The following is a 24,766-nucleotide window of genomic DNA, read 5'->3' as shown; positions in this document are numbered from 1 at the left end:
ACGCGCTACCGTGGCGTCCACCGGAGTGGTTTTGGTGGGCGCCACGCGGCGCCTAAGGATCGGTCCCACTACTACCTGAAAAGCTGAGGGATTGCCGGGGCGTGATGTGCTGCGGGCATCCTGTTAGAGTCCGTTGTCGCAGTAACACACTCGACTCATCCGCTCAGCTGCACCACCGGCACCACGCACCACCAGGACCCCACCTCGTCGGCCACCAGGCCGCCTTGCGCAGGAGGAAGAACGTTGCTCTCCGCCTTTGCCAGCGCGTTTCGCACGCCTGACCTGCGCAACAAAATCTTGTTCACATTGCTCATGATCGCGCTGTACCGGGTCGGGGCCACGCTGCCCAGCCCTGGCGTGTCGTTCGGCAACGTGCAGAAGTGCCTCGACATCGTCGAGAGCGGTGACACCGCGGGGGTCGCGACCCTGCTGAACCTGTTCTCCGGTGGCGCACTGCTGCAACTTTCAGTCTTCGCGCTCGGCATCATGCCGTACATCACCGCGAGCATCATCCTGCAACTGCTCACCGTCGTGATCCCGCGCCTGGAGCAGCTGCGCAAGGAAGGCCAGTCCGGTCAGGCGAAGATCACCCAGTACACGCGCTACCTGACCCTCGGGCTCGGCGTGCTGCAGGCCGCCTCGATCGTCGCCCTGGCGCGGTCCGGCCAGCTCTTCGGTGGCGCCTGCGACCAGAGCCAGTTCCCGGTCATCCCGGACACCGGCAAGATCCCGCTGTGGCTCACCCTCGCGGCCCTCGTCGTCACGATGACCGCCGGCACGGGCATGGTCATGTGGTTCGGCGAGCTCATCACCGACCGCGGCGTCGGCAACGGCATGTCCGTCCTCATCTTCACCTCGATCGCGGCCCGCCTTCCCCACGAGGGCATCCAGATCTGGCAGGACGACAAGACGACCTTCTTCGTGATCGTCGGCCTGGCCGTCGTCGTCATCGCCTTCGTGGTCTTCCTCGAACAGGCCCAGCGTCGCATCCCGGTGCAATACGCCAAGCGCATGATCGGCCGCCGCATGTACGGCGGGACGTCGACCTACATCCCGCTGAAGGTCAACCAGGCGGGTGTCATCCCGGTCATCTTCGCCTCCTCGCTGCTGTACCTGCCGCAGCTGGCGACCTCGTTCGCCGGTCAGGACACCACGAACCGCACCATCCTGTGGATCCAGCGCAACATCGTGGCCCAGGACAAGGCGGCGCACATCATCCTGTACTTCACCCTGATCATCTTCTTCACGTACTTCTACGTATCGATCACGTTCAACCCGACCGAGGTCGCGGACAACATGCGCAAGTACGGCGGCTTCGTGCCGGGCATCCGCCCCGGCAAGCCGACCGCCGAGTATCTGGACTTCATCCTCAGCCGCATCACCCTCCCCGGCGCGCTCTACCTGGGCATCATCTCGATCCTGCCCAACCTGCTCATCGGGATCGTCGGTGGCGGACAGGCTCTGCAAAACTTCCCGTTCGGCGGCACCGCGGTGCTCATTATTGTTGGTGTGGGCCTCGAGACGGTAAAGCAGATCGAGAGCCAGCTCATGCAGCGCAACTACGAAGGGTTCCTCCGGTAGTGAGGCTGGTGCTGGTAGGTCCCCCCGGGGCGGGCAAGGGGACCCAGGCCGAGTTCATCGCCGCGCACCTCGCCGTGCCCAAAATCTCCACCGGCGACATCTTCCGCGCCAACGTGGGGCAGGGCACCCCGCTCGGCGTGGAGGCGAAGCGCTACATGGACGCCGGTCAGCTCGTCCCAGACGAGGTCACCATCAACATGGTGTCCGACCGGCTGGCCGAGGGCGACGCCGCCGACGGCTTCCTGCTCGACGGCTTCCCGCGCACGGTCCCGCAGGCCAACGCCCTGGACAAGCTCCTCGCCGACCTGGGCACCGGCCTCGACCTCGTGCTCGAGCTCGTGGTGGAGAACGAAGAGGTCATCCGGCGGCTCTCCGGCCGCCGGACCTGCCGCGGCTGCGGCAAGATCTGGCACGTCGAGTTCGACGCCCCCGTCCACGAGGGCGTCTGCGACCGTTGCGGCGGCGAGCTCTTCCAGCGCGACGACGACAAGGCCGAGACGATCGCCGAGCGCCTGAAGGTGTATGCCCGCGACACGTCGCCCCTCGTCGACTACTTCGGCGCGCAGGGCAAGCTGGTGGGCATCGACGCCACGGGGCCGGTCGAGGACGTGACCGTCCGCGCGATCGACGCCTTGCGCTCCTACGGCGGCTGAGCCCGTGGCGCACCAGGTCGAGATCGAGCTCAAGACGCCTGACGAGATCGGCCGCATGCGCCGCGCCGGGCTCGTCGTCGCCGACGCGCTCGCCCGCATGCGGGCCGCCGTCGCGCCCGGTGTCTCCACCGCCGACCTCGACGCGATCGCCGAGGAGACCATCCGGGCCGCCGGCGCGATCCCGTCCTTCAAGGGCTACCACGGCTACCCTGCCTCGATCTGCTCGTCCGTCAACGACCAGGTCGTGCACGCCATCCCCAGCGCCCGTCAGGTGCTGCGCTCCGGCGACCTGATCTCCATCGACTGCGGCGCCGAGCTCGACGGCTGGCACGGCGACGCCGCGATCACCGTCGGCGTGGGCGAGATCAGCAACGACCTGCGCCGGCTCGTCACCGTGGCCGAGGACGCCATGTGGGCCGGCATCGCCGCCGCGGCCCGCGGGGTCCGCTCCGGCAAGGGCCGCCTCACCGACATCTCCTTCGCGATCCAGTCCTCGGTGCGCAAGGCCGGCCGCTATGGCATCGTCGACGGCTACGGCGGCCACGGCATCGGCAGCGCCATGCACCAGGACCCCTTCGTGGAGAACTCCGGCCGCCCCGGCAAGGGCCCCGCCCTGCGCCCCGGTATGGCCCTCGCGATCGAGCCCATGATCACGAAGGGCAAGCCGAAGGTCGCCGAGCTCGACGACGGCTGGACCGTGGTCACCGTCGACGGCTCCGTCGCCGCCCACGTCGAGCACACGATGGCCATCTGCGACGACGGCGTCTGGGTGCTCACCGCTCCCGACGGCGGCCGCGCCCGCCTCGGTGACCTCGTCACGGCCCGCCAGCAGGTCAGCGCGTAGCCCACGGGCCCGCCCCGGCGGCTTCTGCGATGGTGGGGTGGAAGAGCGGCATCGCCGGATGGGATGCTTCTCGTGCGGGAACGCGACTGGGGGAGGATGGCAATGGCGCTGGCGGATCGGCGGGAGCACCTGCGCGCGGCCGACGTCGACCGGCAGTTCGTGGCGGAGCGGCTCAAGGCGGCGCTCGACGAGGGGCGGCTGTCACTCGGCGAGTACGACGACCGGCTCAAGGAGACCTACGCCGCCCGGACGTATGGTGACCTCGACGTCATCCTCAGCGATCTGCCCGGATTCCACCCGGTCGACGACGCCGCCGTGGCGCCGGCCAGTGGCTACGCCGCCGCGCCGGCCCGCCCCGAGCCGGCGAGCGGCGCGAAGGGCCAGTTCAGGCGGCAGCCCAACTGGCTGCTGGGCATCTGGAGCGGCTGGCTGATCGCCGTCACCGTCAACGTGGTGATCTGGGCGCTCGTCAGCATCTCCAGCGGCGACGCCGTCTACTTCTGGCCGATGTGGGTCGCCGGGCCGTTCGGCGCCGTGCTCCTCGCCACTTCGGTGAGCACCTATCTGGCCGGTGGCCCGGACGCCGCGAGGGAGCAGCGGCGCGAGCGCCGGCGGCAGCGCCACGAGGATTGACCCCCCGATTTGGTGCAACGCGTTCCCCGCGCGTAGACTCGTTCATTGGCGCAAAGCGTCCACTCAGGCATGCCCCCACGCGCTTCTAGTGGCAGGCCTGAGCCGCGGCTGGCGCGATCCCTCCATAGGGATCGTGAAAAGGATGCACGCGTCACACCCAACCCGATCGTCAGGTAGCGGAGGACATGCCGAAGAAAGACGGGGCCATCGAGATCGAGGGCCGAGTGATCGAGCCACTCCCGAACGCCATGTTCCGGGTGGAGCTCGCCAATGGCCACAAGGTCTTGGCGCATATCAGCGGGAAGATGCGGCAGCACTACATCCGCATCCTGCCCGAGGACCGAGTGGTCGTCGAGCTGTCGCCGTATGACCTGACTCGCGGGCGCATCGTCTACCGCTACAAGTAAATCGGTGTCGGTTCCCAGGAAACGGTCGGGACTGTCGCTCCCATGTAGGGGTGCGCAGCGAGAGTTAGGCACACCGTGAAGGTCAAGCCGAGCGTCAAGCGGATCTGCAACAACTGCCGGATCATCCGGCGGCACGGCCGGGTCATGGTCATCTGCAGCACTGACCCGCGCCACAAGCAGCGCCAGGGCTGAGCCCAGGCGGCAGATCCACCCAGCACCACCATGTTTCAGCCCGTTCCAGCCCCGGGCCACCGCGCATGACGCGCGGAGCGCGTGGGCTGCACCCCCGGTCGGAGGCCGGGGCCCGTCTGTGGGCAGACGGGAGTGGAGCGGGCTCAGACCTCCGCACACGCAAGGAGCACGCCCACCTATGGCACGTCTCGTTGGTGTCGATCTCCCGCGCGAGAAGCGCACCGAGATCGCACTTACCTACATCTATGGCATCGGGCGCACCCGATCCATCGAGCTGCTCGCCGCCACCGGTATCGACGGCAACAAGCGGGCTCGTGACCTGACCGATGAAGAGATCGTGCAGCTGCGCGACTACATCGAGGCCAACTTCAAGGTTGAGGGCGACCTGCGCCGCGAGGTCGCCGCGGACATCCGCCGCAAGGTCGAGATCGGCTGCTACCAGGGCATCCGGCACCGCAAGGGCCTGCCCGTGCGCGGTCAGCGCACCCGGACCAACGCCCGCACCCGCAAGGGTCCGAAGCGCACGGTCGCCGGCAAGAAGAAGCCGGGCAAGAAGTAGTAGTCGGTCGGTAGAAGAAACAATCTAGGAGCGCATAGAGAATGCCGCCGAAGGCTCGCGCCGGCGCGACCGCTGTCAAGAAGGTCCGGCGCAAGGAACGCAAGAACGTCGCCCACGGGCAGGCGCACATCAAGAGCACCTTCAACAACACCATCGTGTCGATCACCGACCCGACCGGTGCTGTGATCTCCTGGGCCTCGGCCGGCCAGGTGGGCTTCAAGGGCTCGCGCAAGTCGACCCCGTTCGCCGCGCAGCTGGCCGCCGAGGCCGCCGCCCGTCGCGCGATGGAGCACGGCATGCGCAAGGTCGACGTGTTCGTCAAGGGTCCCGGCTCCGGCCGGGAGACCGCGATCCGCTCGCTGCAGGCCGTCGGCCTGGAGGTCGGGCAGATCTCTGACGTCACGCCGCAGCCGCACAACGGTTGCCGTCCGCCGAAGCGCCGCCGGGTCTAAGGGAAGAGATAGAAATGGCTCGTTACACAGGTGCCGACTGCCGTCGCTGCCGGCGCGAGAAGATGAAGCTGTTCCTCAAGGGCAGCAAGTGCGACGGGCCGAAGTGCCCGTTCGAGTCGCGTCCCTTCCCGCCCGGCCAGCACGGCCGCGGGCGGCCGAAGGAGACCGAGTACCTCCTGCAGCTGCGCGAGAAGCAGAAGGCCCGCCGCATCTACGGCGTCCTCGAGCGTCAGTTCGCCGGCTACTTCGACGAGGCTGTGGCCAAGCCCGGCAAGACCGGTGAGGAGCTGCTCAAGATCCTCGAGTCGCGCCTCGACAACGTGGTCTACCGTGCCGGCCTCGCCACCTCGCGTGACGCGGCCCGCCAGCTGGTGAGCCACGGCCACATCCAGGTCAACGGCAAGAAGGTCGACATCCCGTCGTACCGGCTGCGCGAGCACGACATCGTGCAGGTGCGGCAGAAGTCGCGGGAGCTGACCCCGTTCCAGATCGCTCAGGGCCTCGCGGGCAGCAAGACCGTCCCCGCCTGGCTGGAGTTCATCCCCAGCGAGCTCAAGGTCCTGGTGCACAGCCTGCCGGCCCGGCAGGTCATCGACACCCAGGTCCAGGAGCAGCTGATCGTCGAGCTCTACAGCAAGTAGTTCTTGGCTTGTGGGGCGGGGCGTCACGCTCCGCCCCCGGAGCGCACCGGACAGCGTGCGCTTTCTCGGAGCGCGTCAAATAGCGGGCGCGCAACGAACTGGAGGAACCGAAAGTGCTCATCTCCCAGCGTCCGAGCCTCGCCGAAGAGTCCATCAGCGAGACCCGGTCCAAGTTCACCATCGAGCCGCTCGAGCCGGGCTTCGGCTACACCCTCGGCAACTCGCTGCGTCGCACCCTGCTCAGCTCGATCCCGGGCGCGGCAGTGACCAGCATCAAGATCGACGGTGTCCTGCACGAGTTCACCACCATCCCCGGTGTCAAGGAGGACGTGGTCGAGCTCGTCATGAACGTCAAGGAGCTGTGCGTCAGCTCCGAGCACGACGAGCCGGTCTCGATGTACCTGCGCAAGCAGGGCCCCGGTGACGTCACGGCGGGCGACATCCAGCCCCCGGCCGGCGTCTCCGTGCACAACCCCGACCTGAAGCTGGCCACGCTCAACGGCAAGGGCCGCCTCGACATGGAGCTGACCGTCGAGCGCGGGCGCGGCTACGTGACCGCCAACCAGAACAAGCAGCAGGGCCAGGAGATCGGCCGGATCCCGATCGACTCGATCTACTCCCCGGTGCTCAAGGTCACCTACCGCGTCGAGGCCACCCGTGTCGAGCAGCGCACGGACTTCGACCGGCTCATCATCGACGTCGAGACCAAGGCGTCGCTGACCCCCCGCACCGCGCTGGCCTCCGCCGGCTCGACCCTCGTCGAACTCTTCGGCCTGGCCCGCGAGCTCGACGAGACCGCAGAAGGCATCGACATCGGCCCGTCGCCGCAGGACGCGCAGCTCGCTGCCGACCTGGCACTGCCGATCGAGGAGCTCGACCTCACCGTCCGCTCGTACAACTGCCTCAAGCGCGAGGGCATCAACTCCGTCGGGGAGCTGATCAGCCGCACGGAAGCAGACCTCCTCGATATAAGGAATTTCGGTCAGAAGTCGATCGACGAGGTCAAGATGAAGCTCGCCGGGATGGGTCTGGGTCTCAAGGACTCCGCCCCGACGTTCGACCCGGCACACGTCGTGGACTCGTTCGCCGATGTTTCCTACGACGACACCGACGACTACCGCGAGACCGAGCAGCTCTAACCGGCTGCTGTTCGATTTGAGGAGCCCCAATGCCCACGCCCACCAAGGGTCCCCGCCTCGGCGGCAGCCCCGCGCATGAGCGGTTGATGCTGGCGAACCTCGCCACCTCACTGTTCAAGCACGGACGCATCACGACCACCGAGACGAAGGCCAAGCGGCTGCGCCCGCTCGCCGAGCAGCTCATCACCAAGGCCAAGCGCGGCGATCTGCACGCGCGCCGTCAAGCGCTCGCCGTGGTGCGCGACAAGGACGTGGTGTTCCAGCTGTTCGACCAGATCGCGCCGCGGTTCCACAACCGTCCGGGTGGCTACACCCGGATCGTGAAGACCGGCCCGCGCAAGGGTGACGCCGCTCCCATGGCGATCATCGAGCTGGTCGAGGAGCTCGAGGTCGCCGCCGCGTCGGCGCCGCGCAAGGCCGCCGCCCGGAAGGCCGCCAAGGCCGACCAGCTCGCGGTCCTGGCGGGCGAGGACACGGACGAGGCTCCCGCCGCGGCTGCTGCCTCCACCTCTGAGTCGGCTTCGGCCGCCGACGAGGCCGCGGAGTCGGCGGACGAGCCGGCCGCGGACGAGGACGGCGAGAAGAAGGCCTGATCACAGGCCTGCATTCGACGGCCCGGCACCCTGCGTCATCGGGTGCCGGGCCGATTTTCTTTGGAGGGTGAAGCGTTGGGCAGCATCCGGGTCCGCCTCGACGTGGCGTACGACGGGACCGACTTCTCCGGCTGGGCCGTGCAGCCGACCCGCCGCACCGTCGCCGGTGAGCTGACCGCCGTCCTGACCCGCCTGTTCGGCACCGCAGAGGGCCTGACCGTCGCCGGCCGCACCGACGCCGGCGTCCACGCCACCGGCCAGGTCTGCCACGTCGACGTCCCCGCCGAGCGCTGGGAGACCCTCGCCACCGCGCTGCTGCGCAAGCTCGCCGGCCTGCTGCCGCCGGACGTGCGGGTGCTCGCCGCCGCCGAGGTCCCGCCCGAGTTCGACGCCCGGTTCTCCGCCCTTTCCCGCCGGTACGAGTACCGCGTCACCGACGCCGTCTGGGGTGCCTCGCCGCTGCGCCGGCACGACACGGTCGCCTGGCCCCGCCCGCTGGACCTGGACGCCCTCAACGCCGCCGCCGAGGGTCTCGTGGGGGAGCACGACTACGCGGCCTTCTGCCGCCGCAAGGAGCACGCCACGACGATCCGGGCGGTCAACCGCCTCGACTGGCGCCGCGACCCCGACGGCATCCTCGTGGCGACCGTCCAGGCGGACGCGTTCTGCCAGCAGATGGTCCGCAGCCTCGTCGGCGCCCAGCTGTTCGCCGGCGACGGCCGCCGCCCCGCCTCGTGGCCGGCCGGCCTGCTCACCCGCCGCGTCCGCGCCGACGAGGTGACGGTCGCCCCGGCCCACGGGCTGGCGCTGGTGGAGGTGCGCTACCCGGACGACCCCGCCGAGCTGCTCGCCCGCTCGGAACTGACCCGCCGCCGCCGCGACGCGGAGGACCAGCCCGCAGCCTGACCGGCCGGCGCCGTCAGCTGGGTGGCGCGGCCGGCAGGGACGCCGCCGGGGTGGCGTCGGGCTGGACGATGGCGCGGTTGCCGATGATGCCGTTCTCCAGGTACGTCTCGACGATGTCGTACGTGATCTGGTTCGGGTACGGGTCGTCGGGCGTGAACTCCTTGCCGTCGACCCTGGCGATGACGACGAAGGCCATGAAGTGCCCGCGGTAGTTCCAGCCGAGCTGGGTGGGGGCGCGCACGATGGCGTCGGTGCCGGTGCCCGCGCCGACGCTCATGCCGGCGAAGCGGCCCTTCTGGCCGTCGACGATGGGCTTGACGCCGTCGAAGGCGGTGGCGGCGGCCTTCTCGCTGTCGAGGTTGAAGATGCCGGCGGTGATCAGGTACTCCTCGTTCGGTGACTTCATCGTCGCCCGGACGACCTCGGAGCAGCCGGCGCCGGCGAGCAGCGTGGCGAGATCATCGGTCGCGGCGGTCTTGCAGTCGGGGGAGGCCTGGGTCTTGAGGATCACGTACGGTGGCTCGTTCGCCACCGCGACGATGTTGTTCTGAGGGAAGACCTCGGCCTCGGTGAGCGGGGCGGGGTCGACCTGGCGGCTGCTGATGTCGCGCTTCTTCGGCCCGGAGGTGGCGCTGGAGCGGGCCGAGTCGGGCCCGTTCTTCTCGTCCTTGAAGATGAACCACGAGCCCAGGCCGCACGCGGCGAGCACGACGAACACGCCGATGGCGCTCAGTGCGGCGATCCAGCGGTGCGGCCGGTGCTGGACGCCCACCGGGTCGGCGACGGTGGTGCGGGACTTGCCCGGGCGCCCGTTGTCGGGGCGGCCGGCTGGGCGGTTGCCCGGTGGCTCCCGCAGCGCCCGCTGGGTGCCGCCGCTGGTGTACTCCCCGGTGCCGCGTCCCCTGCCGCGCCGCCCGGCGCCGGCCGGCTCGTCGAACGGCAGCCCGTCGTCGAGGGGCCGCCGCTGGTGGGGCGCCTCGTCCGCGCCGGGGCGTCGCCGGGTGGCGGTGCCGTTCGCCTCGAACGCGGCGCTGTGCGGCTCGTAGCCGGCGCCGCCCCGGTCGGAGCCGACCGGCTCGAACCCGTCCCGCCGGCGCCGTGCGGTGCCCGTGTCGTCGCGCCGGGCGGGGATGTCGTCGAAGCCGCGCCCGCGGCGCCCGGTGCCGGTGTCGTCGCGCCGCAGCCCGCCGGTGTCGTCCCGGCGGAAGCCGGTCGTGTCGTCGCGCCGCGGGCCGGCGACGTCGTCGTGGCGCAGCCCGGCGGTGTCGTCGCGGCGCAGGCCGCCGGTCTCGTCCCGGCGGAGGGCGGTGGTCTCGTCGGGGGCGCCGGTGTAGAAGCCGCCGCGCCGGCCGCCGGGACTGCCGCTGCCGTAGCCGGGGCCGGGGCCCGAGACCGAGCCGCCGAAGGCGGGGCCTGAGCCGGGGCCACCGTACGCGGGGCCGGAGACCGGGCCCGGTTCGGCGCCGGGGGCATAACCGGAGCCGGTGGCGGGCCCGCCACCGGTGCCGGGGCCGGAGCGCTGCCGGCCGATGCCAGTGTCGGGGCCGACGGGTTCGAAGCCGCCGCGGCCGCGGCGGGACGTGCCGGTGTCGTCGCGGCGGAACGCGGCCGGGTCCTCGGTGGCCCGGGACCGCCGGCCGCCGGTGACGTCCTCGGGGGCGTCGGGGCGGGCCCGGCGCCCGGCGGGCGGGGCCGGCTCGTCGAACCGCCGGCGGGCGCCCGTCGACGTCGGGTCCGGCTCGTCCGCGGCGCGGCGGGCCCGGCGGCTGGTCGCGCCACCGCTGGTCGGGCTGCTCTCGGGGCGCATCGACGGGAAGATCGGCACGAGCGGCGGGGGCTCGGTCGTGGTGCTCGGCGGGGTGTAGTCCGCGAGGGGCTTGATGATCGGCTCGAGGGCGGGGCCGTGGTCGTACGACTCCGAAGGGCGACGCTCAGGGGTGCGCCTGCCGCCGGAAGGCTCGTCGGCGCGGGCCCGGCGCCGGCCGCCAGGCGGCGTGGGCTCGACAGGGAGCGGCGGCTCGATCGCGGCACGTGCGGGCGGCGGTGCGGCCGGGCGGGTGAAGACCCCGCTGGGCGAGTCGCCGCGGCCGGCCCGGGGGCCGGTGGGCTCGTCGCGCACCGGCCGGAACGCGCCACCGGCGGTGTCGTCCCGCAACGGCCGGAACACCCCGCTCGGCGAGTCGTCGCGCGGCACCCGGAAGGAGCCGCTGGGGGAATCGTCGCGCGGAGGACGGAACGAGCCGCTGGGGGAATCGTCGCGAGGGGGGCGGAACGAACCGCTCGGCGGGTCGTCCCCGCGGGCCCGGCGCCGCCCGCCACCGGCAGGCCCCTCCGGCACCCTGGGACCGGCCGGCGGCGCCGCCCGGAACGAGCCGCTGGGGGAGTCGTCGCGCGGAGGACGGAACGACCCGCTCGGGGAATCGTCAGGACGCGAACGACCCGGCCGCCCGCCATGGGGACCGCCGTCGAATCCAGGCTCGTCGAACGCGGGCGGCGGGGCCGAGAACGGGTCCGGTCCGCTGCCGCGGAGCCCGGCCAACCAGTTGTCGGCCTCGTCCGCCTCGTCCCGGCGGAACGAGTCGGATCGCCGCTTCCGGCGCTGCTCGTTCCCAGAAGTCATGTCGCACAGGGTAGCCGACCCTCCTGGGTGGTGGCGTATCGGCGATGTTTCGCGCAATCCGAACGAGTGGGGCGAGAGCAGGGCCGTTCACCTGCTTGGGGACAATGCATTGCGATACCGGTCGAAGGAGGGGCATCGTGTCCGGCGAGCACTACTTCACCGCCGATCCCGCGGCGGCCGCCACCCGTCACGAAGTGGTGTTCACCGTGCACGACCGGGAGTTCCGCCTGGTCGCTTCGGCCGGGGTGTTCTCCGCGAACCGGCTGGACCCGGGCACGTCGGTGCTGCTGCAGCGCGCGCCGCTGCCGGACGAGGGCACCACCGGGCACCTGCTGGACCTCGGCTGCGGATACGGGCCGATCGCGACGGTCCTCGCCGCGAGCGCCCCGCGGGCGACGATCTACGCCGTCGACGTCAACCAGCGGGCGCTGGAGCTGGCCGGCGAGAACTCCGGGCCGAACGTGATCACCGTGCTGCCGGACGAGGTGCCGGAGACTGTCGGGTTCACGCAGATCTGGTCCAACCCGCCGATCCGCATCGGCAAGCCGGAGCTGCACGCGCTGCTGCTGCGGTGGCTGCCGCGGCTGACCCCGGACGGCACGGCGTGGCTGGTCGTGGCCAAGAACCTGGGCTCGGACTCGCTGCAGCGGTGGCTCGTCGAGCAGGGGTTCGAGGCCGAGCGGTACGCCAACCACAAGGGCTTCCGGATCCTCCGCGTGCGAAAAGCGGGCGACGGGACGGCCGGCGCCGCGCAGAATGCCTGACTCGTGGGATACGTGGACGTGGCAGGGGTCGGGCACACCCTCGCAGATGGTCGTGAGCTGTTCGCCGAGGTGTCGTTCCGGGTCGGTGAGGGCGCCAAGGTCGCGCTGGTCGGGCCGAACGGCGCAGGGAAGACGACGCTGCTGAAGATGGTCGCCGGCGACCTGCCGGTGCGCGCCGGCGCGATCGCGCGGGCCGGCGGGCTGGGCGTGATGCGCCAGTTCATCGGCATGATCGGCGACGACCGCACCCTGTACGACCTGGCGCTGGAGCTGGCCCCCGGGCAGCTGCGGGCGGCCGGCGAGCGGCTGCACGCCGCGGAGCTCGCCATGCATGCCGAGGGCACCGAGAAGGCGCAGCTGCGGTACGCGAACGCCCTGGCCGCGTGGGGTGAGGCCGGCGGGTACGACGCCGAGGTCCTCTTCGACACGGTGAGCGTCGCGGCGCTCGGCAAGCCGTGGGACGAGACCCGCGACCGGCCGGTGCGGACCCTGTCCGGCGGGCAGCAGAAGCGGTTCGCGCTGGAGCTGCTGCTGCGCGGCGACGACGAGGTGCTGCTGCTCGACGAGCCCGACAACTTCCTGGACGTACCGGGGAAACGCTGGCTGGAGGACCGGCTGCGCGAGTCGCCGAAGTCGGTGCTGTACGTGTCGCACGACCGCGAGCTGCTCGCGAGGTCCGCGGACCGGGTCGTGGCGGTGGAGGGCGGCTCGGCGTGGGTGCACCCGGGCGGGTTCGCGTCCTGGCACGAGGCCCGGGTCGCCCGGCACGAGCGCCTCGACGAGCAGCGCCGCCGCTGGGACGAGGAGCACCAGAAGCTCAAGGACCTGGTGCTCATGTACAAGACGAAGTCCGCCTACAACGACGGGCTGGCGTCGCGGTACCAGGCGGCGCAGACCCGGCTGAAGAAGTTCGAGGAGGCCGGCCCGCCGCCGACCCCGCCGAAGGACCAGGACATCCGGATGCGGCTGTCCGGCGGGCGGACCGGCAAGCGCGCCGTCGTGGCCGAGCAGCTGGAGCTGGACGGGCTGACGTACCCGTTCGACCTGGAGATCTGGTACGGCGACCGGGTCGCGGTCCTCGGCGGCAACGGCACCGGCAAGTCGCACTTCCTGCGGCTGCTCGCCCGGGGCGGCACCGACTCGGACCCGACGCAGACGCCGATCGGGGCACAGATCGCGCCGGTCGCGCACGGCGGGACGGTCCGGCTCGGCGCGCGCGTGCGGCCCGGGCACTTCTCGCAGACCCACGACCGGCCAGAGCTGCTCGACAAGACGCTCGTGGAGATCCTGTGGCGCGGCGACGACTGGCGCAGCGGGCTGCCGAGGCCGCAGGCCATGCCGGCGCTGTCCCGGTACGAGCTGGCGGCGCAGGCCGACCAGCGCTTCGGCACCCTGTCCGGCGGCCAGCAGGCCAGGTTCCTGGTGCTGCTGCTGGAGCTGTCCGGGGCGACGCTGCTGCTGCTCGACGAGCCGACGGACAACCTGGACCTGGCCAGCGCCGAGGCGCTCGAGGAGGGGCTGCGCACGTTCGACGGCACCGTGATCGCGGTGACGCACGACCGCTGGTTCAGCCGCTCGTTCGACCGGTTCGTGCTGTTCCGCGCCGACGGCGAGGTGGTGGAGGTACCGGAGCCGGTGTGGGAGGGGCGCGGCTGACGGACGCCCTGTCCGTGGCGCTGCGTCACCACGTGCTCACATGGCCGGGTGGATCCCAGTGTTGTGCTCACCGTCGGCGCGTCCGACTCGTCCGGTGGTTCCGGAATCCAGGCTGACCTGCGCACGCTCGCCGCGATGCGGATGCACGGCGCGTCGGTCGTGACGGCGGTGGTGTCACGCAACACGCGCGGCGTCACCGACGTGTACCCGCAGCCGACGACCGTCGTGTCGGGGCAGCTCGGCAGCGTCCTGGACGACCTGCCGGTGGCCGCGGTGAAGACGGGCATGTTCCCGAACCCGGACACGGCGATCGCGGTCGCCGTCCGCGCCCGCTCCGGCGCCCTGCCGAACCTCGTGGTCGACCCGGTGCTGACGACCGGCGACCCGCGGTCGGCCGGCGCGTCCCGCAGAGGGCTGGCCGCGGCCCTGGAGCGGCTGCTGCCGCACGCGCTGGTCGCGACGCCCAACCGGGAGGAGGCGTCGCTGCTGGTCGGCTGGGAGGTCGTCACGCCCGACGACATGGCGAAGGCGGCGGCGCAGCTGGCGGCGGGCGGTCCGCGGTACGTGGTGATCACCGGTGGCGACTTCGTCGCCGCGGGCGACGCGATCGACGTGGTCTGGGCTGACGGCGCCGCCAGGCTGCTGCGCAGCCCGCGGGTCACCAGCCGCAACACCGACGGCAGCGGCGCCACGTTCGCCACCGCGGTCGCGGCCCGGCTCACGCTCGGTGACGACCCGGCCGAGGCGATCGCCTGGTCGAAGGGGTTCGTCGGCCGGGCGATCAGCGACGCCGCCGACTGGCGCATCGGCGCCGGCACCGGCCCCATCGACCAGTTCGGCTGGTCGGCCCTCACCCTGCGGTAACGACCGCGACAGCGGGCAGAATGCAGGTATGGACGAGAAGACGCTGCTGCACCAGATCTCCGCGCTTGTGGACGACGAGCACAAACTCCGCACGCAGCTGCAGACCGGCAAGATCACCGAGCAGGAGGAGCACGACCGCCTCGGCGACATCGAGGCACAGCTCGACCAGCTGTGGGACCTGCTGCGCCGCCGGCGGGCGGCGAAGCTGCAGGGCGTCTCACCCGACGAGGTCCAGGCCCACACCCTCGACGAGGTCGAGCACTACCTGCAGTAACTAGTCGACTCGCAGCCGGTAGCCGCGCTTCACCACCGTCTGCACGAACGCCGAGCCGCCGAGCGCGGCCCGCAGCCGGGCCACGGCCATCTCGACCGCGTGCTCGTCGGCGCCGCGGGGCAGCTCACGCAGCAGCGCCGCCCGGGACAGCACCCGTCCGGGTGACGCTGCGAGCGCCCGCAGTACTGCCATCGGGCCGGGGGCGAGAGGCTTGAGCGTGCCGTCGATGATCGCGGCGTGGCCGCGTAGCGTCACCGCGGCGCCCGCCACGTACAGCGTCGGGGCCCGCTTCGGCAGCTCGTCGACGAGGATGCGCACGAGCGCGCCCAGGCGGGCCCGCTGCGGTGCCGCCACGGGCACGCCGAGGCGCTTCAGGGGCGCGGCGGTCACCGGGCCCACGCACGCCGCCAGGACGTCGGTGCGCAGCGCCTCCAGCACGTCCGGCGCCTCCGAGCCGGCGACGCGCAGCAGCGAGCTGACCGCCGGCGCCGACGTGAACGTGACCGAGTCGACGAGCCGCGAGCAGATCAGGTCGACGAGCCGCCGCAGGGGCGCCGGGTCGACGGGCGGCGCCCACCGGTACACCGGGATCTCCACGACGACCGCGCCGGCGTCGCGCAACGCGGTGGTGAACTCCGGGTGCGGCTCGCCGTGCAGCTGCAGCGCGATCCTCCGGCCGGCGATGCCGCCCGGGAACCCGCCGCCGAGCAGGTAGTCGAGGACCTCGTCGCAGCTCTCGGTGTCCGGCGACCAGGCCTCCAGCATGCCGGCGGCGCGGACGGCGCCCTTCGCCTTCGGGCCGCGGGCGATCAGGTACGCGTCGCTGAGCCGGGACCGCAGCGCCTCGCCGAGACCCCAGCCCTCGGCGGCCTCGATCCAGCCGCGCAGGCCGATGCCGGTCGTCGCGATCACGATCTCCGGCGGGATGTCGACGCACGACACGGTCGCGGCCTTGAGCTCGGTGTCGTCGGCGACCGGCACGATCCGCAGCGCCGGGGCCAGCACGACCCGGGCGCCGCGGCGCTCCAGGAGCGCGCTGAGCTCGTCGCGGCGCCGGTCGGCGGTCACCGCCACAGTGAAGCCGGCGAGGGGCAGATCCTCCCCGGACGCCGGCCGTGCCTCCAACGTGCTGCTCGCACTCACGACGTCACCTCCGCTGCGCTCCGGCGCCGCCGCGAGCCGAAACTGTGCCCATGGTTCGCGGCTCCTCCGCTGCGCTCCGGCCCGCTCACGCGGCCGCCTCGGTTATTTCCGCGGGCGTCGCGATCTCCACCAGGCCGTCGCGCACGCGGACCGGGTACACCGGCACCCGCACCCCGGGCTGGTCCAGGCACTCGCCGCTGCGCAGGTCGAACGCCTGCTTGTGCATCGGCGACGCGACCGTCGGCACGTCGCCGCGGCTGCCGACGATGCCCCGCGACAGCACCGCCGCGCCGCTGATCGGGTCGAGGTTGCCGATGGCGTGCACCCCGCCGTCGTGGACCCGGAACAGTGCCACCTGCGCCCCGTCGACCAGGGCGGCGACGCCACGCTCCGGCTCCAGGCGGGGGTACGGGCAGACCACGGTCCACTTCATGAGCGCACTCCAAGGACGACGGGAACGGGCTGTCCACGTTCGGAAGCGAAGGAGATGGTCGGGTCCGGGGTGTCCGGCGCGTTGACGAACGACACGAAGCGGGCCAGCCGGTCGGGGTCGTTGATCGTCGCCTGCCATTCGTCGACGTAGGAGCCGACGTGGTGGGCCATCATGGCGTCGAGCTCCTCGGCGATGCCGAGGGAGTCCTCCACGATCACGGCCCGCAGATAGTCCAGGCCGCCCTCCAGGCCCTCGATCCACGCCGAGGTGCGCTGCAGCCGGTCCGCGGTGCGGATGTAGAACATCAGGAACCGGTCGACGAGCCGGATCAGCTCCTCGGTGCTCAGGTCCCCGGCGAGCAGGTCGGCGTGGCGGGGCCGGAAGCCGCCGTTGCCGCCGACGTACAGGTTCCACCCGTTGTCGGTGGCGATGATGCCGAAGTCCTTGCCCTTGGCCTCGGCGCACTCGCGGGCGCAACCGGACACCGCCGACTTGAGCTTGTGCGGCGCGCGCAGCCCCCGGTACCGCAGCTCCAGCTCGACGGCGAGCCCGACGGAGTCCTGCACACCGTAGCGGCACCAGGTGGACCCGACGCAGGACTTCACCGTGCGCAGTGCCTTGCCGTACGCGTGCCCGGACTCGAACCCGGCCTCGACGAGCCGGTGCCAGATCGCCGGCAGCTGCTCGACCCGGGCGCCGAGCAGGTCGATGCGCTGCCCACCGGTGATCTTGGTGTAGAGGTTGAAGTCGCGGGCGACCTCGCCGATGACGATCAGCTTCTCGGGCGTGATCTCGCCGCCGGGGATGCGCGGGACGACCGAGTAGGTGCCGTTGCGCTGGATGTTGGCCAGGAAGTGGTCGTTGGTGTCCTGCAGCGCGGCCTGCTCGCCGTCGAGCACGTAGTCGTTGTGCAGCGACGCGAGGATCGAGGCGACCGTCGGCTTGCAGACGTCGCAGCCGCGGCCCGTGCCGTGCTCGGCGACCAGCTGCGAGAACGTGCGGATGCCGCGGACCCGGATGATGTCGAACAGCTCCGCCCGCGACTGGCTGAAGTGCTCGCACAGCGCCTTGCCGGCCACCACGCCGCCCTCGGCGAGCAACTGCTTGAGCAGCGGTACGCAGGAGCCGCAGCTGGTGCCGGCGCGGGTGCACGCCTTGAGCGCGGCCACGTCGGTGCAGCCCTGCTCGTGGATGGCCGCGGTGATCTGGCCCTTGGTGACGGCGTTGCACGAGCAGATCTGGGCGTCCTCGGACAGCGCGGCCCGGGGCGCGTCGCCGGCCAGCAGCGCCAGGGGGCTCGCCGGCAGGGGGCCGCCGACGCTGGCCCGCAGCGCGGGGTAGGCACTGGCGTCGCCGACGAGGATGCCGCCGAGCAGGGTCTGCGCGTCGTCGGACAGGACCAGCTTCGCGTACGTGCCGCTGGCCGGGTCGAGGTAGACCACGTCGAGCAGGTCGGTGCGCAGCGCGTCGCCGAAGCTCGCGACGTCGACGCCGAGCAGCTTCAGCTTCGTGGACGTGTCCGCGCCCGGGAACGACGCGTCGCCGCCGAGCAGCCGGTCCGCGACGACCTCCGCCATCGCGTACCCGGGCGCGACCAGCCCGTAGCAGCGGCCGTCGATCTCCGCGCACTCGCCGATCGCGTACACCGCCGGGTCCTCGGTGCGGCAGCCCGCGTCGACGACCACCCCACCGCGCGCCCCCGTGGTCAGCCCCATCGTGCGGGCCAGCTCGTCGCGCGGCCGGATGCCGGCGGCCACCACGACGATGTCGGCCGGGATGTGCGCGCCGTCGGACAGGGTCAGCGCGAGGGTCGCGTTGACGGACTGGCTCGGGCGGATCGCGGTCGTCGCGGCGCCCAGGTGCACCCGGACGCCGAGGTCCTCGACGTACTTGCGCAGGACCGCGCCGCCGGCCTCGTCGACCTGCACCGGCATCAGCCGCGGCGCGAACTCGATCACGTGCGTGCGCAGGCCGAGCAGGCGCAGCGCGTTGGCCGCCTCCAGGCCGAGCAGGCCGCCGCCGATGACCGCGCCGACCTCCCGGCCCGCGGCGTGCGCCCGGATCGCCTCCAGGTCGTCCAGGGTGCGGTAGACGAACACGCCGGGTTGGTCGACGCCGCTGATCGGCGGCACGAACGCGGACGAGCCGGTGGCCAGCACGAGGGCGTCGTACTCGTACATGCCGTGGGCGGTGGTGACCTTCCGCGCCGCCCGGTCGATCGCCAGGGCCGGCTCGCCGAGGTGCAGGTCGACCCCGTCGGGCACGTCGTAGGTCAGGTCCTGCGCGGTCGCGCCGTCGAAGAACGCCGACAGCCGAACCCGGTCGTACGCCGGACGGCTCTCCTCCGCCAGGACGGTGATCTCCCACCGGTCGTCGGTGTCGCGGGCGCGCAACGCCTCCACGAACCGGTGCCCGACCATGCCGTGGCCGACGACGACGACCTTCATCGGACATCACCGAGATCGACGGCGGCCGTTGCGACCGGTCGTGCCTGTGGGTGACGCGGATGTGGCCGCACGGTTTCGGCGTTGTTACCGGCGGCGGCCGGCATGACGCCGGGACGCGAGCTGGGGATGGCGACCGCTTCGGACATGGCCAAAAGGCTGCCGCTGAGCGGTTTCGCTCCAAAGTCCCGAATGTTTCGCGCCTGCTAAGAGCGCCTCACACGACCCTTGAGCAGGAAGTTACCGTCACGGGCCGGCACGGCGTCGACGGTGATCGATCGATCTGGCCCGGTCGCGGGCGGGCCAGATCCTCCCACGATAGGGTTCGACGATCTGCTCGCGGGGGTAGATGGAGACAGACCCCGATATGAGGAGGAACCAGATGCGCTCGACCGCCAAGGTCACCATCGTGGCCATAACGGCGCTGGGCATCGGACTCGCCGGCTGCAGCAACGGCACCGGCACCCCGGGCGCCGCCGGCAGCGGCACGACCTCGGCCGGCGCCTCGGCGGCGACCTCGGGCGGCGCCTCGTCCGGTGCGCCCGGCGGCACGACCGGGACCGGCTCCGCCGCGCCCTGCCTGGTCGGCACCTGGAAGGCGACCGGCCTGTCCGGCAAGCTCAGCGGCCCCGTCACGGGCACCTTCACCGGCGGCGGCGGCACCACGCTGACCGTCGACGCGGCCGGCAAGACCCAGGTCGACTTCGGCCCGATGCAGCCGGTGACCTTCGCGTTCACCGTCTCCGGCGGCGACGTCAAGGGCAGCTTCAGCTACGGCGGCAAGGTCAACGGCACCATCAAGACCGCCACCGCGGCGACCGGCACCTGGGAGCCGACCGGCACCGTCGACTTCAGCACCCTCACCGTCACGGTCGACCTGACCAGCCCCGCCGCGGTCCGGGTCGCCGACAAGTCCTCGATCGCCGACTTCGCCGGCACCGGCACCGCCGACACCGGCGGCGCGGTCGACGCCCAGCCCGTGCTGAAGAAGAGCAGCTACGACTGCTCCGGCGGCACCACCCTGAAGCTCGGCCCGCCGCAGGGCGGCCCCGACACCGGCACCTGGACCTTCACCAAGGCATAGCCGGCCCGCCCGTCCCCGTCACCTCGGCGGTTCGCACAGCGGTTCTCACAATCACGGAACCGACGGTTCTCACAATCACGGAACCGACGGTTCTCACAATCACGGAACCGCCGAGGTGGGGGAAACGTTTCGGCGAGGACAAGTGACGGTGCGCGCGATCGAAACCTGCCGCACCTAGCTTTCAGCACCATGACTCTCGCCGTGGAAACCACCGAGCCGGGCGCGCACCCCCCGCGCCCTCGCCGCGGCCGCTGGATCACCGACTGGCGGCCGGAAGATCGCACCTTCTGGGAGGACCGCGGCGCGAAGATCGCCCGCCGGAACCTCATCGTCTCCATCCTGTCGGAGCACATCGGCTTCTCCATCTGGAGCCTCTGGTCGGTCTTCGTGCTGTTCCTCGGCCCGAAGTACGGCTTCGACCCGGCGCAGAAGTTCCTGCTCACCACCGCGCCCACGCTCGTCGGCGCGGTGCTGCGGCTGCCCTACACCTTCGCCGTGGCCACCTTCGGCGGCCGCAACTGGACCATCTTCAGCGCCCTCATGCTGCTGGTGCCGAGCATCCTCGCCGGCATCGTGCTCGAGCCCGGCGTCTCCTTCACCACCCTGCTGATCGTGGCCTCGGTCGCCGGCGTCGGCGGCGGCAACTTCGCCTCGTCGATGGCCAACATCAACGCCTTCTACCCGCAGCGGCTCAAGGGCTGGGCCCTCGGGATCAACGCCGGCGGCGGCAACATCGGCGTCCCCGCCGTGCAGCTCGTCGGCCTGCTCGTGCTGGCCACGGCCGGCGCCGCGCACCCGCGCCTGATCATTCTGATCTACCTGCCGCTCATCGTCGTCGCGGCGGCCCTCGCGGCCATCTATATGGACAATCTCACGCACGCCTCCAACGACCGGCGCGCGATGCGCGACGTCATCAAGGACCGGCACGCCTGGATCATGTCGCTGCTGTACATCGGCACGTTCGGCTCGTTCATCGGCTTCGGCTTCGCGTTCGGCCAGGTGCTGCTGGTGCAGTTCAAGTCCGACTTCGACACCCCGGTCAAGGCGGCCTACCTCACGTTCCTCGGCCCGCTGCTCGGCTCGCTCATCCGCCCGGTCGGCGGCGCCCTCGCCGACAGGTTCGGCGGCGCCAGGATCACCTTCTGGAACTTCGTCGGCATGGCCCTCGGCGCCGCCCTGGTGCTCGCCGCGTCCCGGCAGCACTCCCTGCCGCTGTTCCTGACCGGCTTCATCGCCCTGTTCATCTTCAGCGGGATCGGCAACGGCTCGACCTACAAGATGATCCCGGCGATCTTCCGGGCGAAGTACCCGGCCGACGAGAACCAGGCCCGCAGGCTCGCCACGGCGCTCATCGGCGTCGCCGGGGCGGTCGGCGCGGCCGGCGGCGTGCTGGTCAACCTCGCCTTCCGGCAGTCGTTCCTGGCGTACAAGACCGGCGACGGCGCCTATATCGCCTTCCTCGCCTTCTACGCCGTCTGCTTCGCCGTCACCTGGTTCGTCTACCTGCGCAACTCACCCCGCCGGCTGGAAGGGGTCTGAGGGGCCGTTTTGACCGCACAACAGCGGCCCGGTATCGTGGACCGCTGTTGTGCGATGACAAGGCGTCCCCACTGTTCGGGTACGCTAGGTGGTCGTGCGCCCCTTAGCGCCGCCATGAGAGCGCACCCCAGAACCGACGACGTGGAAGACAAGGTAGACCTGTGGGTACGTACAGCCCGAAGCCGGGTGAAATCGAGCGCGTGTGGCACGTCATCGACGCGTCGGACGTCGTGCTCGGCCGTCTGGCCACGCACGCCGCCACGTTGCTGCGCGGTAAGCACAAGCCGACGTTCGCCCCGCACGTGGACACCGGCGACTTCGTCATCGTGATCAACGCCGGCAAGGTGGCGCTGACCGGCAACAAGCGGCAGACCAAGGTCGCCTACCGCCACTCGGGCTACCCGGGCGGCCTCAAGGCGGTCGGCTACGAGGAGCTGCTGACCAAGAACCCGGAGCGGGCGATCGAGCTGGCCGTCAAGGGCATGCTCCCGCACAACCGCCTCGGTGCCCGGCAGATCCGGAAGCTGAAGGTCTACGCGGGCGCCGAGCACCCGCACGCCGCCCAGCTGCCCCAGCCGTTCGAGATCAAGCAGATCGCGCAGTGAGCGCGGACGAAGGACTGAGCGTGACCGACGAGATCATCGACGTGAAGGCCGAGCCGGCCGACGTCGCCACCGTTGTCGAGACCCCCGCGCCCGTCACCGCGACGGCGTCGGCCCCGACTCGTTCCCGCCGCGCCGGCCAGCCGATCCAGACCGTTGGCCGCCGCAAGGAGGCCATCGTCCGGGTCCGCCTGGTGCCCGGCACCGGCAAGTTCCTGCTCAACGGCCGCGAGCTGGAGAACTACTTCCCCAGCAAGGTGCACCAGCAGTCCGTCAAGGAGCCGCTGGTCATCGTCGAGAAGCTCGAGCAGTTCGACGTCTTCGCCAACCTGCGTGGCGGCGGCACCACCGGCCAGGCCGGCGGCCTGCGCCTCGCGATCGCCCGGGCCCTCGTCGAGAACGACCCCGACGACCGTCCCGCGCTGAAGAAGGCCGGCTTCCTCACCCGTGACGCCCGCGCCACCGAGCGCAAGAAGTACGGTCTGAAGAAGGCCCGCAAGGCCCCGCAGTACTCGAAGCGCTAACCCAGCTTCTCGGCCGGGTGCACCCTGGAGGTGTACCCGGCCGAATTGCGTTCGCGGCCGTACAGCTCAACGGAGGTATCGCAGTGGGGCGACTCTTCGGCACCGACGGCGTCCGTGGACGCGCCAATGCCGACCTGACTCCCGAGCTGGCAATGGCCGTGGCCATCGCCGCCGCACAGGCACTGTTCGAGCGCGACCACTCCCACGCGCCCCTCGCCGTGGTCGGCCGCGACCCGCGGGCCAGCGGCGAGATGCTGGAGGCGGCCGTCGTCGCCGGGCTCACCAGCGCCGGCGCCAACGTCGTGCGGGTCGGCGTCCTGCCCACCCCGGCCGTGGCATACCTCACCGGCGTGCTGTCCGCCGACATCGGCGTGATGCTGTCCGCCTCGCACAACCCGATGCCCGACAACGGGATCAAACTCTTCGCCGCCGGCGGTCACAAGATCCCCGACGACGTCGAGGACGAGATCGAGCGGCTCATCACCGAGGGCACCAAGATCCGTCCCACCGGCGCCGGGGTCGGCCGGGTCACCGACCTCGCCGACGGCGAGGACCGCTACGTGCGGCACCTGCTCACGTCGCTGCCCGCCCCGCTTGTCGAGCTGACGGTCGTCGTCGACTGCGCCAACGGCGCCGCGTCGTCCGCCGCCCCCGAGGCGTACCGCCGCGCCGGCGCCCACGTCATCGCGATCAACGCCGACCCCGACGGCCTCAACATCAACGAGGACTGCGGCTCCAACCACCTCGAGCAGCTGCGCGCCGCCGTCGTGGAGCACGGCGCCGACCTCGGCATCGCCCACGACGGCGACGCCGACCGCTGCCTCGCCGTCACCGCCGACGGCGCCGAGGTCGACGGCGACCAGATCATGGCCGTCCTCGCCCTCGCGATGCGCGACGCCGGGCAGCTCACCGGCGACACCCTCGTCGCCACCGTGATGAGCAACCTCGGGCTGAAGATCGCCATGGCCGACGCCGGCATCCGCCTGCTCGAGACGCGCGTCGGCGACCGGTACGTCCTGGAGGAGATCCGCGCGAAGGGCCTCGCCCTCGGCGGCGAGCAGAGCGGCCACATCGTGATGCCCGCGTTCGCGACCACCGGCGACGGCGTCCTCACCGCCCTGCACCTCATGGGCCGCATGACCGGCACCGGCCGCAGCCTCGCCGACCTCGCCTCCGTCGTGCACCGGCTGCCGCAGGTGCTGATCAACGTGCCCGTCGGCGACCGCGCCGCCGCGGCCAAGGCCGCCCAGGTCCTCGACGCCGCCAAGCAGGTCGAGGCCGAGCTCGGCGGCACCGGCCGGGTCCTGCTGCGCCCCTCCGGCACCGAGCAGCTCGTCCGGGTCATGGTCGAGGCGGCCACCCTGGAGATCGCCCGCGAGGCCGCCGAGCGCATCGCCGCCATCGTCCGCACGGTGTCGCCTACCCGGTAGTAACGTGCGGCCCATGACTGACGCCCGCACCGTTCTCGTCACCGGCGCCTCCCGCGGCATCGGCAAGGCGACCGCCGTCGCCTTCGCCGCGCAGGGTTGCAACGTCGTGCTCACCTCGCGCGACCAGGAGGCCCTCGACGCCGTCGCGGAGGAGATCCGCGCCGCCCACCCGTCGGCCGGGGTGCTCGCCCACGCCGCCCACGCCGCCGAGCCCGACCAGGCCGGCGCGGCCGTCGACGCCGCCATGTCCCGCTTCGGCGCGATCGACGTCCTGGTCAACAACGCCGGCACCAACCCCTACTTCGGCCCGCTCATGGACATCGACCCGGTCCGCGCCGAGAAGACCACCCGCCTCAACCAGTTCGGCCCCGTCCTGTGGAGCCAGCTGGCGTGGAAGGCGTCGATGTCGGCCCGCGGCGGCGCGATCGTCAACGTCGCCTCCGTCGGCGGCCTGCTCACCGAGCCCGGCATCGGCTACTACAACGCCACGAAGGCCGCGCTCATCCACCTCACCCGCCAACTCGCCGCGGAGCTCGCCCCCGGGGTCCGGGTCAACGGCGTCGCCCCGGGCATCGTGCGCACCAAGCTCGCCCGCGGCCTGTGGGAGAACAACGAGCAGTACCTCAGCGACCACCTGCCGCTCGGCCGCATCGGCGAACCCGACGACATCGCCGACGTGATCACGTTCCTCGGCGGGCCCGCGTCCCGGTGGATGACCGGCCAGACCCTCGTCATCGACGGCGGTGCGCAGATCCGGTCCTCCCTCGCCTGATCGCCCTCCGGCGGGTA

27 protein-coding genes are annotated in these 24,766 nt (G+C 71.6%); 22 read left to right on the top strand and 5 right to left on the bottom strand.

Annotation, left to right across the window (positions count from 1 at the left end):
- Window positions 1-155: 155 nt before the first annotated feature.
- Window positions 156-314 carry a hypothetical protein gene (locus tag AB0H83_RS03475; protein WP_360086512.1) on the bottom strand — a complete coding sequence of 53 codons (159 nt, stop codon included), beginning with the start codon at window positions 312-314 and terminating at the stop codon, window positions 156-158.
- Here AB0H83_RS03475 and secY point away from each other — a divergent pair.
- The 12 genes from secY to truA all read left to right on the top strand — a co-directional run bounded on the left by secY (window position 244) and on the right by truA (window position 8,600).
- The gene (gene secY / locus AB0H83_RS03470; protein ID WP_360086121.1) at window positions 244-1,581 is read left to right on the top strand and encodes a preprotein translocase subunit SecY; all 1,338 of its coding nucleotides are present in this window, start codon (window positions 244-246) and stop codon (window positions 1,579-1,581) included. The genes AB0H83_RS03475 and secY overlap by 71 nt on opposite strands.
- Window positions 1,581-2,234 carry an adenylate kinase gene (locus AB0H83_RS03465; protein ID WP_203845095.1) on the top strand — a complete coding sequence of 218 codons (654 nt, stop codon included), beginning with the start codon at window positions 1,581-1,583 and terminating at the stop codon, window positions 2,232-2,234. The genes secY and AB0H83_RS03465 overlap by 1 nt, the downstream gene beginning before the upstream one ends.
- A gap of 4 nt (window positions 2,235-2,238) precedes the next feature.
- Window positions 2,239-3,078 carry a type I methionyl aminopeptidase gene (map, locus tag AB0H83_RS03460; protein WP_360086117.1) on the top strand — a complete coding sequence of 280 codons (840 nt, stop codon included), beginning with the start codon at window positions 2,239-2,241 and terminating at the stop codon, window positions 3,076-3,078.
- 102 nt (window positions 3,079-3,180) lie between these two features.
- On the top strand, window positions 3,181-3,711 hold the full coding sequence (locus AB0H83_RS03455) for a DUF1707 domain-containing protein (RefSeq protein WP_360086114.1): 531 nt from the start codon (window positions 3,181-3,183) through the stop codon (window positions 3,709-3,711).
- Between the two features lie 185 nt (window positions 3,712-3,896).
- Complete coding sequence (gene infA / locus AB0H83_RS03450) at window positions 3,897-4,118, top strand: translation initiation factor IF-1 (RefSeq protein ID WP_007073013.1); 222 nt, start codon at window positions 3,897-3,899, stop codon at window positions 4,116-4,118.
- 75 nt (window positions 4,119-4,193) lie between these two features.
- Window positions 4,194-4,310 (top strand): 50S ribosomal protein L36, encoded by a 117-nt coding sequence (rpmJ, locus tag AB0H83_RS03445; protein WP_014687778.1) that lies wholly within the window; start codon window positions 4,194-4,196, stop codon window positions 4,308-4,310.
- A 178-nt stretch (window positions 4,311-4,488) separates the two neighbouring features.
- A complete protein-coding gene (rpsM, locus tag AB0H83_RS03440) occupies window positions 4,489-4,869 on the top strand; it encodes a 30S ribosomal protein S13 (RefSeq protein ID WP_033357647.1) in 381 nt (126 codons plus the stop codon).
- A gap of 41 nt (window positions 4,870-4,910) precedes the next feature.
- Complete coding sequence (rpsK, locus tag AB0H83_RS03435; protein ID WP_033357646.1) at window positions 4,911-5,321, top strand: 30S ribosomal protein S11; 411 nt, start codon at window positions 4,911-4,913, stop codon at window positions 5,319-5,321.
- A gap of 14 nt (window positions 5,322-5,335) precedes the next feature.
- Window positions 5,336-5,962, top strand: a complete 627-nt coding sequence (gene rpsD / locus AB0H83_RS03430) for a 30S ribosomal protein S4 (protein ID WP_033357645.1) — start codon at window positions 5,336-5,338, stop codon at window positions 5,960-5,962.
- Window positions 5,963-6,075: 113 nt separating this feature from the next.
- On the top strand, window positions 6,076-7,101 hold the full coding sequence (locus AB0H83_RS03425; RefSeq protein ID WP_033357644.1) for a DNA-directed RNA polymerase subunit alpha: 1,026 nt from the start codon (window positions 6,076-6,078) through the stop codon (window positions 7,099-7,101).
- Window positions 7,102-7,130: 29 nt separating this feature from the next.
- Complete coding sequence (rplQ, locus tag AB0H83_RS03420) at window positions 7,131-7,694, top strand: 50S ribosomal protein L17 (RefSeq protein ID WP_360086107.1); 564 nt, start codon at window positions 7,131-7,133, stop codon at window positions 7,692-7,694.
- A 75-nt stretch (window positions 7,695-7,769) separates the two neighbouring features.
- The gene (gene truA, locus AB0H83_RS03415; protein WP_360086104.1) at window positions 7,770-8,600 is read left to right on the top strand and encodes a tRNA pseudouridine(38-40) synthase TruA; all 831 of its coding nucleotides are present in this window, start codon (window positions 7,770-7,772) and stop codon (window positions 8,598-8,600) included.
- A 13-nt stretch (window positions 8,601-8,613) separates the two neighbouring features.
- On the opposite strand, the gene AB0H83_RS03410 is transcribed toward truA, so the two are convergent.
- Complete coding sequence (locus AB0H83_RS03410) at window positions 8,614-11,220, bottom strand: hypothetical protein (protein WP_360086101.1); 2,607 nt, start codon at window positions 11,218-11,220, stop codon at window positions 8,614-8,616.
- A 137-nt stretch (window positions 11,221-11,357) separates the two neighbouring features.
- On the opposite strand from AB0H83_RS03410, the gene AB0H83_RS03405 reads away from it, so the two are divergent.
- Genes AB0H83_RS03405 through AB0H83_RS03390 form a run of 4 tightly spaced genes read left to right on the top strand, consistent with a single transcriptional unit; the run spans window position 11,358 to window position 14,778 of the window.
- Window positions 11,358-11,984, top strand: a complete 627-nt coding sequence (locus AB0H83_RS03405; RefSeq protein WP_360086098.1) for a methyltransferase — start codon at window positions 11,358-11,360, stop codon at window positions 11,982-11,984.
- A gap of 3 nt (window positions 11,985-11,987) precedes the next feature.
- Window positions 11,988-13,640 (top strand): ATP-binding cassette domain-containing protein, encoded by a 1,653-nt coding sequence (locus AB0H83_RS03400; protein WP_360086095.1) that lies wholly within the window; start codon window positions 11,988-11,990, stop codon window positions 13,638-13,640.
- 48 nt (window positions 13,641-13,688) lie between these two features.
- Window positions 13,689-14,504, top strand: a complete 816-nt coding sequence (thiD, locus tag AB0H83_RS03395; RefSeq protein WP_360086092.1) for a bifunctional hydroxymethylpyrimidine kinase/phosphomethylpyrimidine kinase — start codon at window positions 13,689-13,691, stop codon at window positions 14,502-14,504.
- Between the two features lie 28 nt (window positions 14,505-14,532).
- Window positions 14,533-14,778 (top strand): DUF2630 family protein, encoded by a 246-nt coding sequence (locus AB0H83_RS03390; protein ID WP_360086089.1) that lies wholly within the window; start codon window positions 14,533-14,535, stop codon window positions 14,776-14,778.
- Here the strand turns inward: AB0H83_RS03390 and AB0H83_RS03385 are convergent, their stop codons facing one another.
- The 3 genes from AB0H83_RS03385 to nirB all read right to left on the bottom strand — a co-directional run bounded on the left by AB0H83_RS03385 (window position 14,779) and on the right by nirB (window position 18,801).
- Window positions 14,779-15,873: a uroporphyrinogen-III synthase gene (locus tag AB0H83_RS03385; RefSeq protein ID WP_360086496.1), complete on the bottom strand. Its 1,095-nt coding sequence runs from the start codon at window positions 15,871-15,873 to the stop codon at window positions 14,779-14,781.
- Window positions 15,874-16,006: 133 nt separating this feature from the next.
- Window positions 16,007-16,354: a nitrite reductase small subunit NirD gene (gene nirD / locus AB0H83_RS03380; RefSeq protein WP_360086086.1), complete on the bottom strand. Its 348-nt coding sequence runs from the start codon at window positions 16,352-16,354 to the stop codon at window positions 16,007-16,009.
- Entirely contained in the window at window positions 16,351-18,801 is a 2,451-nt protein-coding gene (gene nirB / locus AB0H83_RS03375) for a nitrite reductase large subunit NirB (protein WP_360086083.1), read from the bottom strand. The genes nirD and nirB overlap by 4 nt, the downstream gene beginning before the upstream one ends.
- 379 nt (window positions 18,802-19,180) lie before the next feature.
- Between nirB and AB0H83_RS03370 the strand changes: the two genes are divergently transcribed.
- From AB0H83_RS03370 to AB0H83_RS03345, 6 genes are all read left to right on the top strand, one after another.
- Window positions 19,181-19,882, top strand: coding sequence for a hypothetical protein (locus tag AB0H83_RS03370; protein ID WP_360086081.1), 702 nt, complete (start codon window positions 19,181-19,183; stop codon window positions 19,880-19,882).
- A 189-nt stretch (window positions 19,883-20,071) separates the two neighbouring features.
- Window positions 20,072-21,421: an MFS transporter gene (locus AB0H83_RS03365; RefSeq protein ID WP_360086078.1), complete on the top strand. Its 1,350-nt coding sequence runs from the start codon at window positions 20,072-20,074 to the stop codon at window positions 21,419-21,421.
- Between the two features lie 161 nt (window positions 21,422-21,582).
- Complete coding sequence (gene rplM / locus AB0H83_RS03360) at window positions 21,583-22,026, top strand: 50S ribosomal protein L13 (RefSeq protein WP_327008163.1); 444 nt, start codon at window positions 21,583-21,585, stop codon at window positions 22,024-22,026.
- Window positions 22,027-22,058: 32 nt separating this feature from the next.
- Window positions 22,059-22,547: a 30S ribosomal protein S9 gene (gene rpsI / locus AB0H83_RS03355; RefSeq protein ID WP_360086493.1), complete on the top strand. Its 489-nt coding sequence runs from the start codon at window positions 22,059-22,061 to the stop codon at window positions 22,545-22,547.
- Between the two features lie 83 nt (window positions 22,548-22,630).
- Window positions 22,631-23,977: a phosphoglucosamine mutase gene (gene glmM, locus AB0H83_RS03350; protein ID WP_360086073.1), complete on the top strand. Its 1,347-nt coding sequence runs from the start codon at window positions 22,631-22,633 to the stop codon at window positions 23,975-23,977.
- Window positions 23,978-23,990: 13 nt separating this feature from the next.
- Complete coding sequence (locus AB0H83_RS03345; RefSeq protein ID WP_360086070.1) at window positions 23,991-24,749, top strand: SDR family oxidoreductase; 759 nt, start codon at window positions 23,991-23,993, stop codon at window positions 24,747-24,749.
- Window positions 24,750-24,766: the final 17 nt, after the last annotated feature.

Origin of the sequence: Dactylosporangium sp. NPDC050688, from assembly GCF_040654515.1 — a bacterium.
Taxonomy (GTDB): Bacteria; Actinomycetota; Actinomycetes; order Mycobacteriales; family Micromonosporaceae; genus Dactylosporangium.
This window is presented reverse-complemented; position numbering and strand designations above follow the sequence as displayed.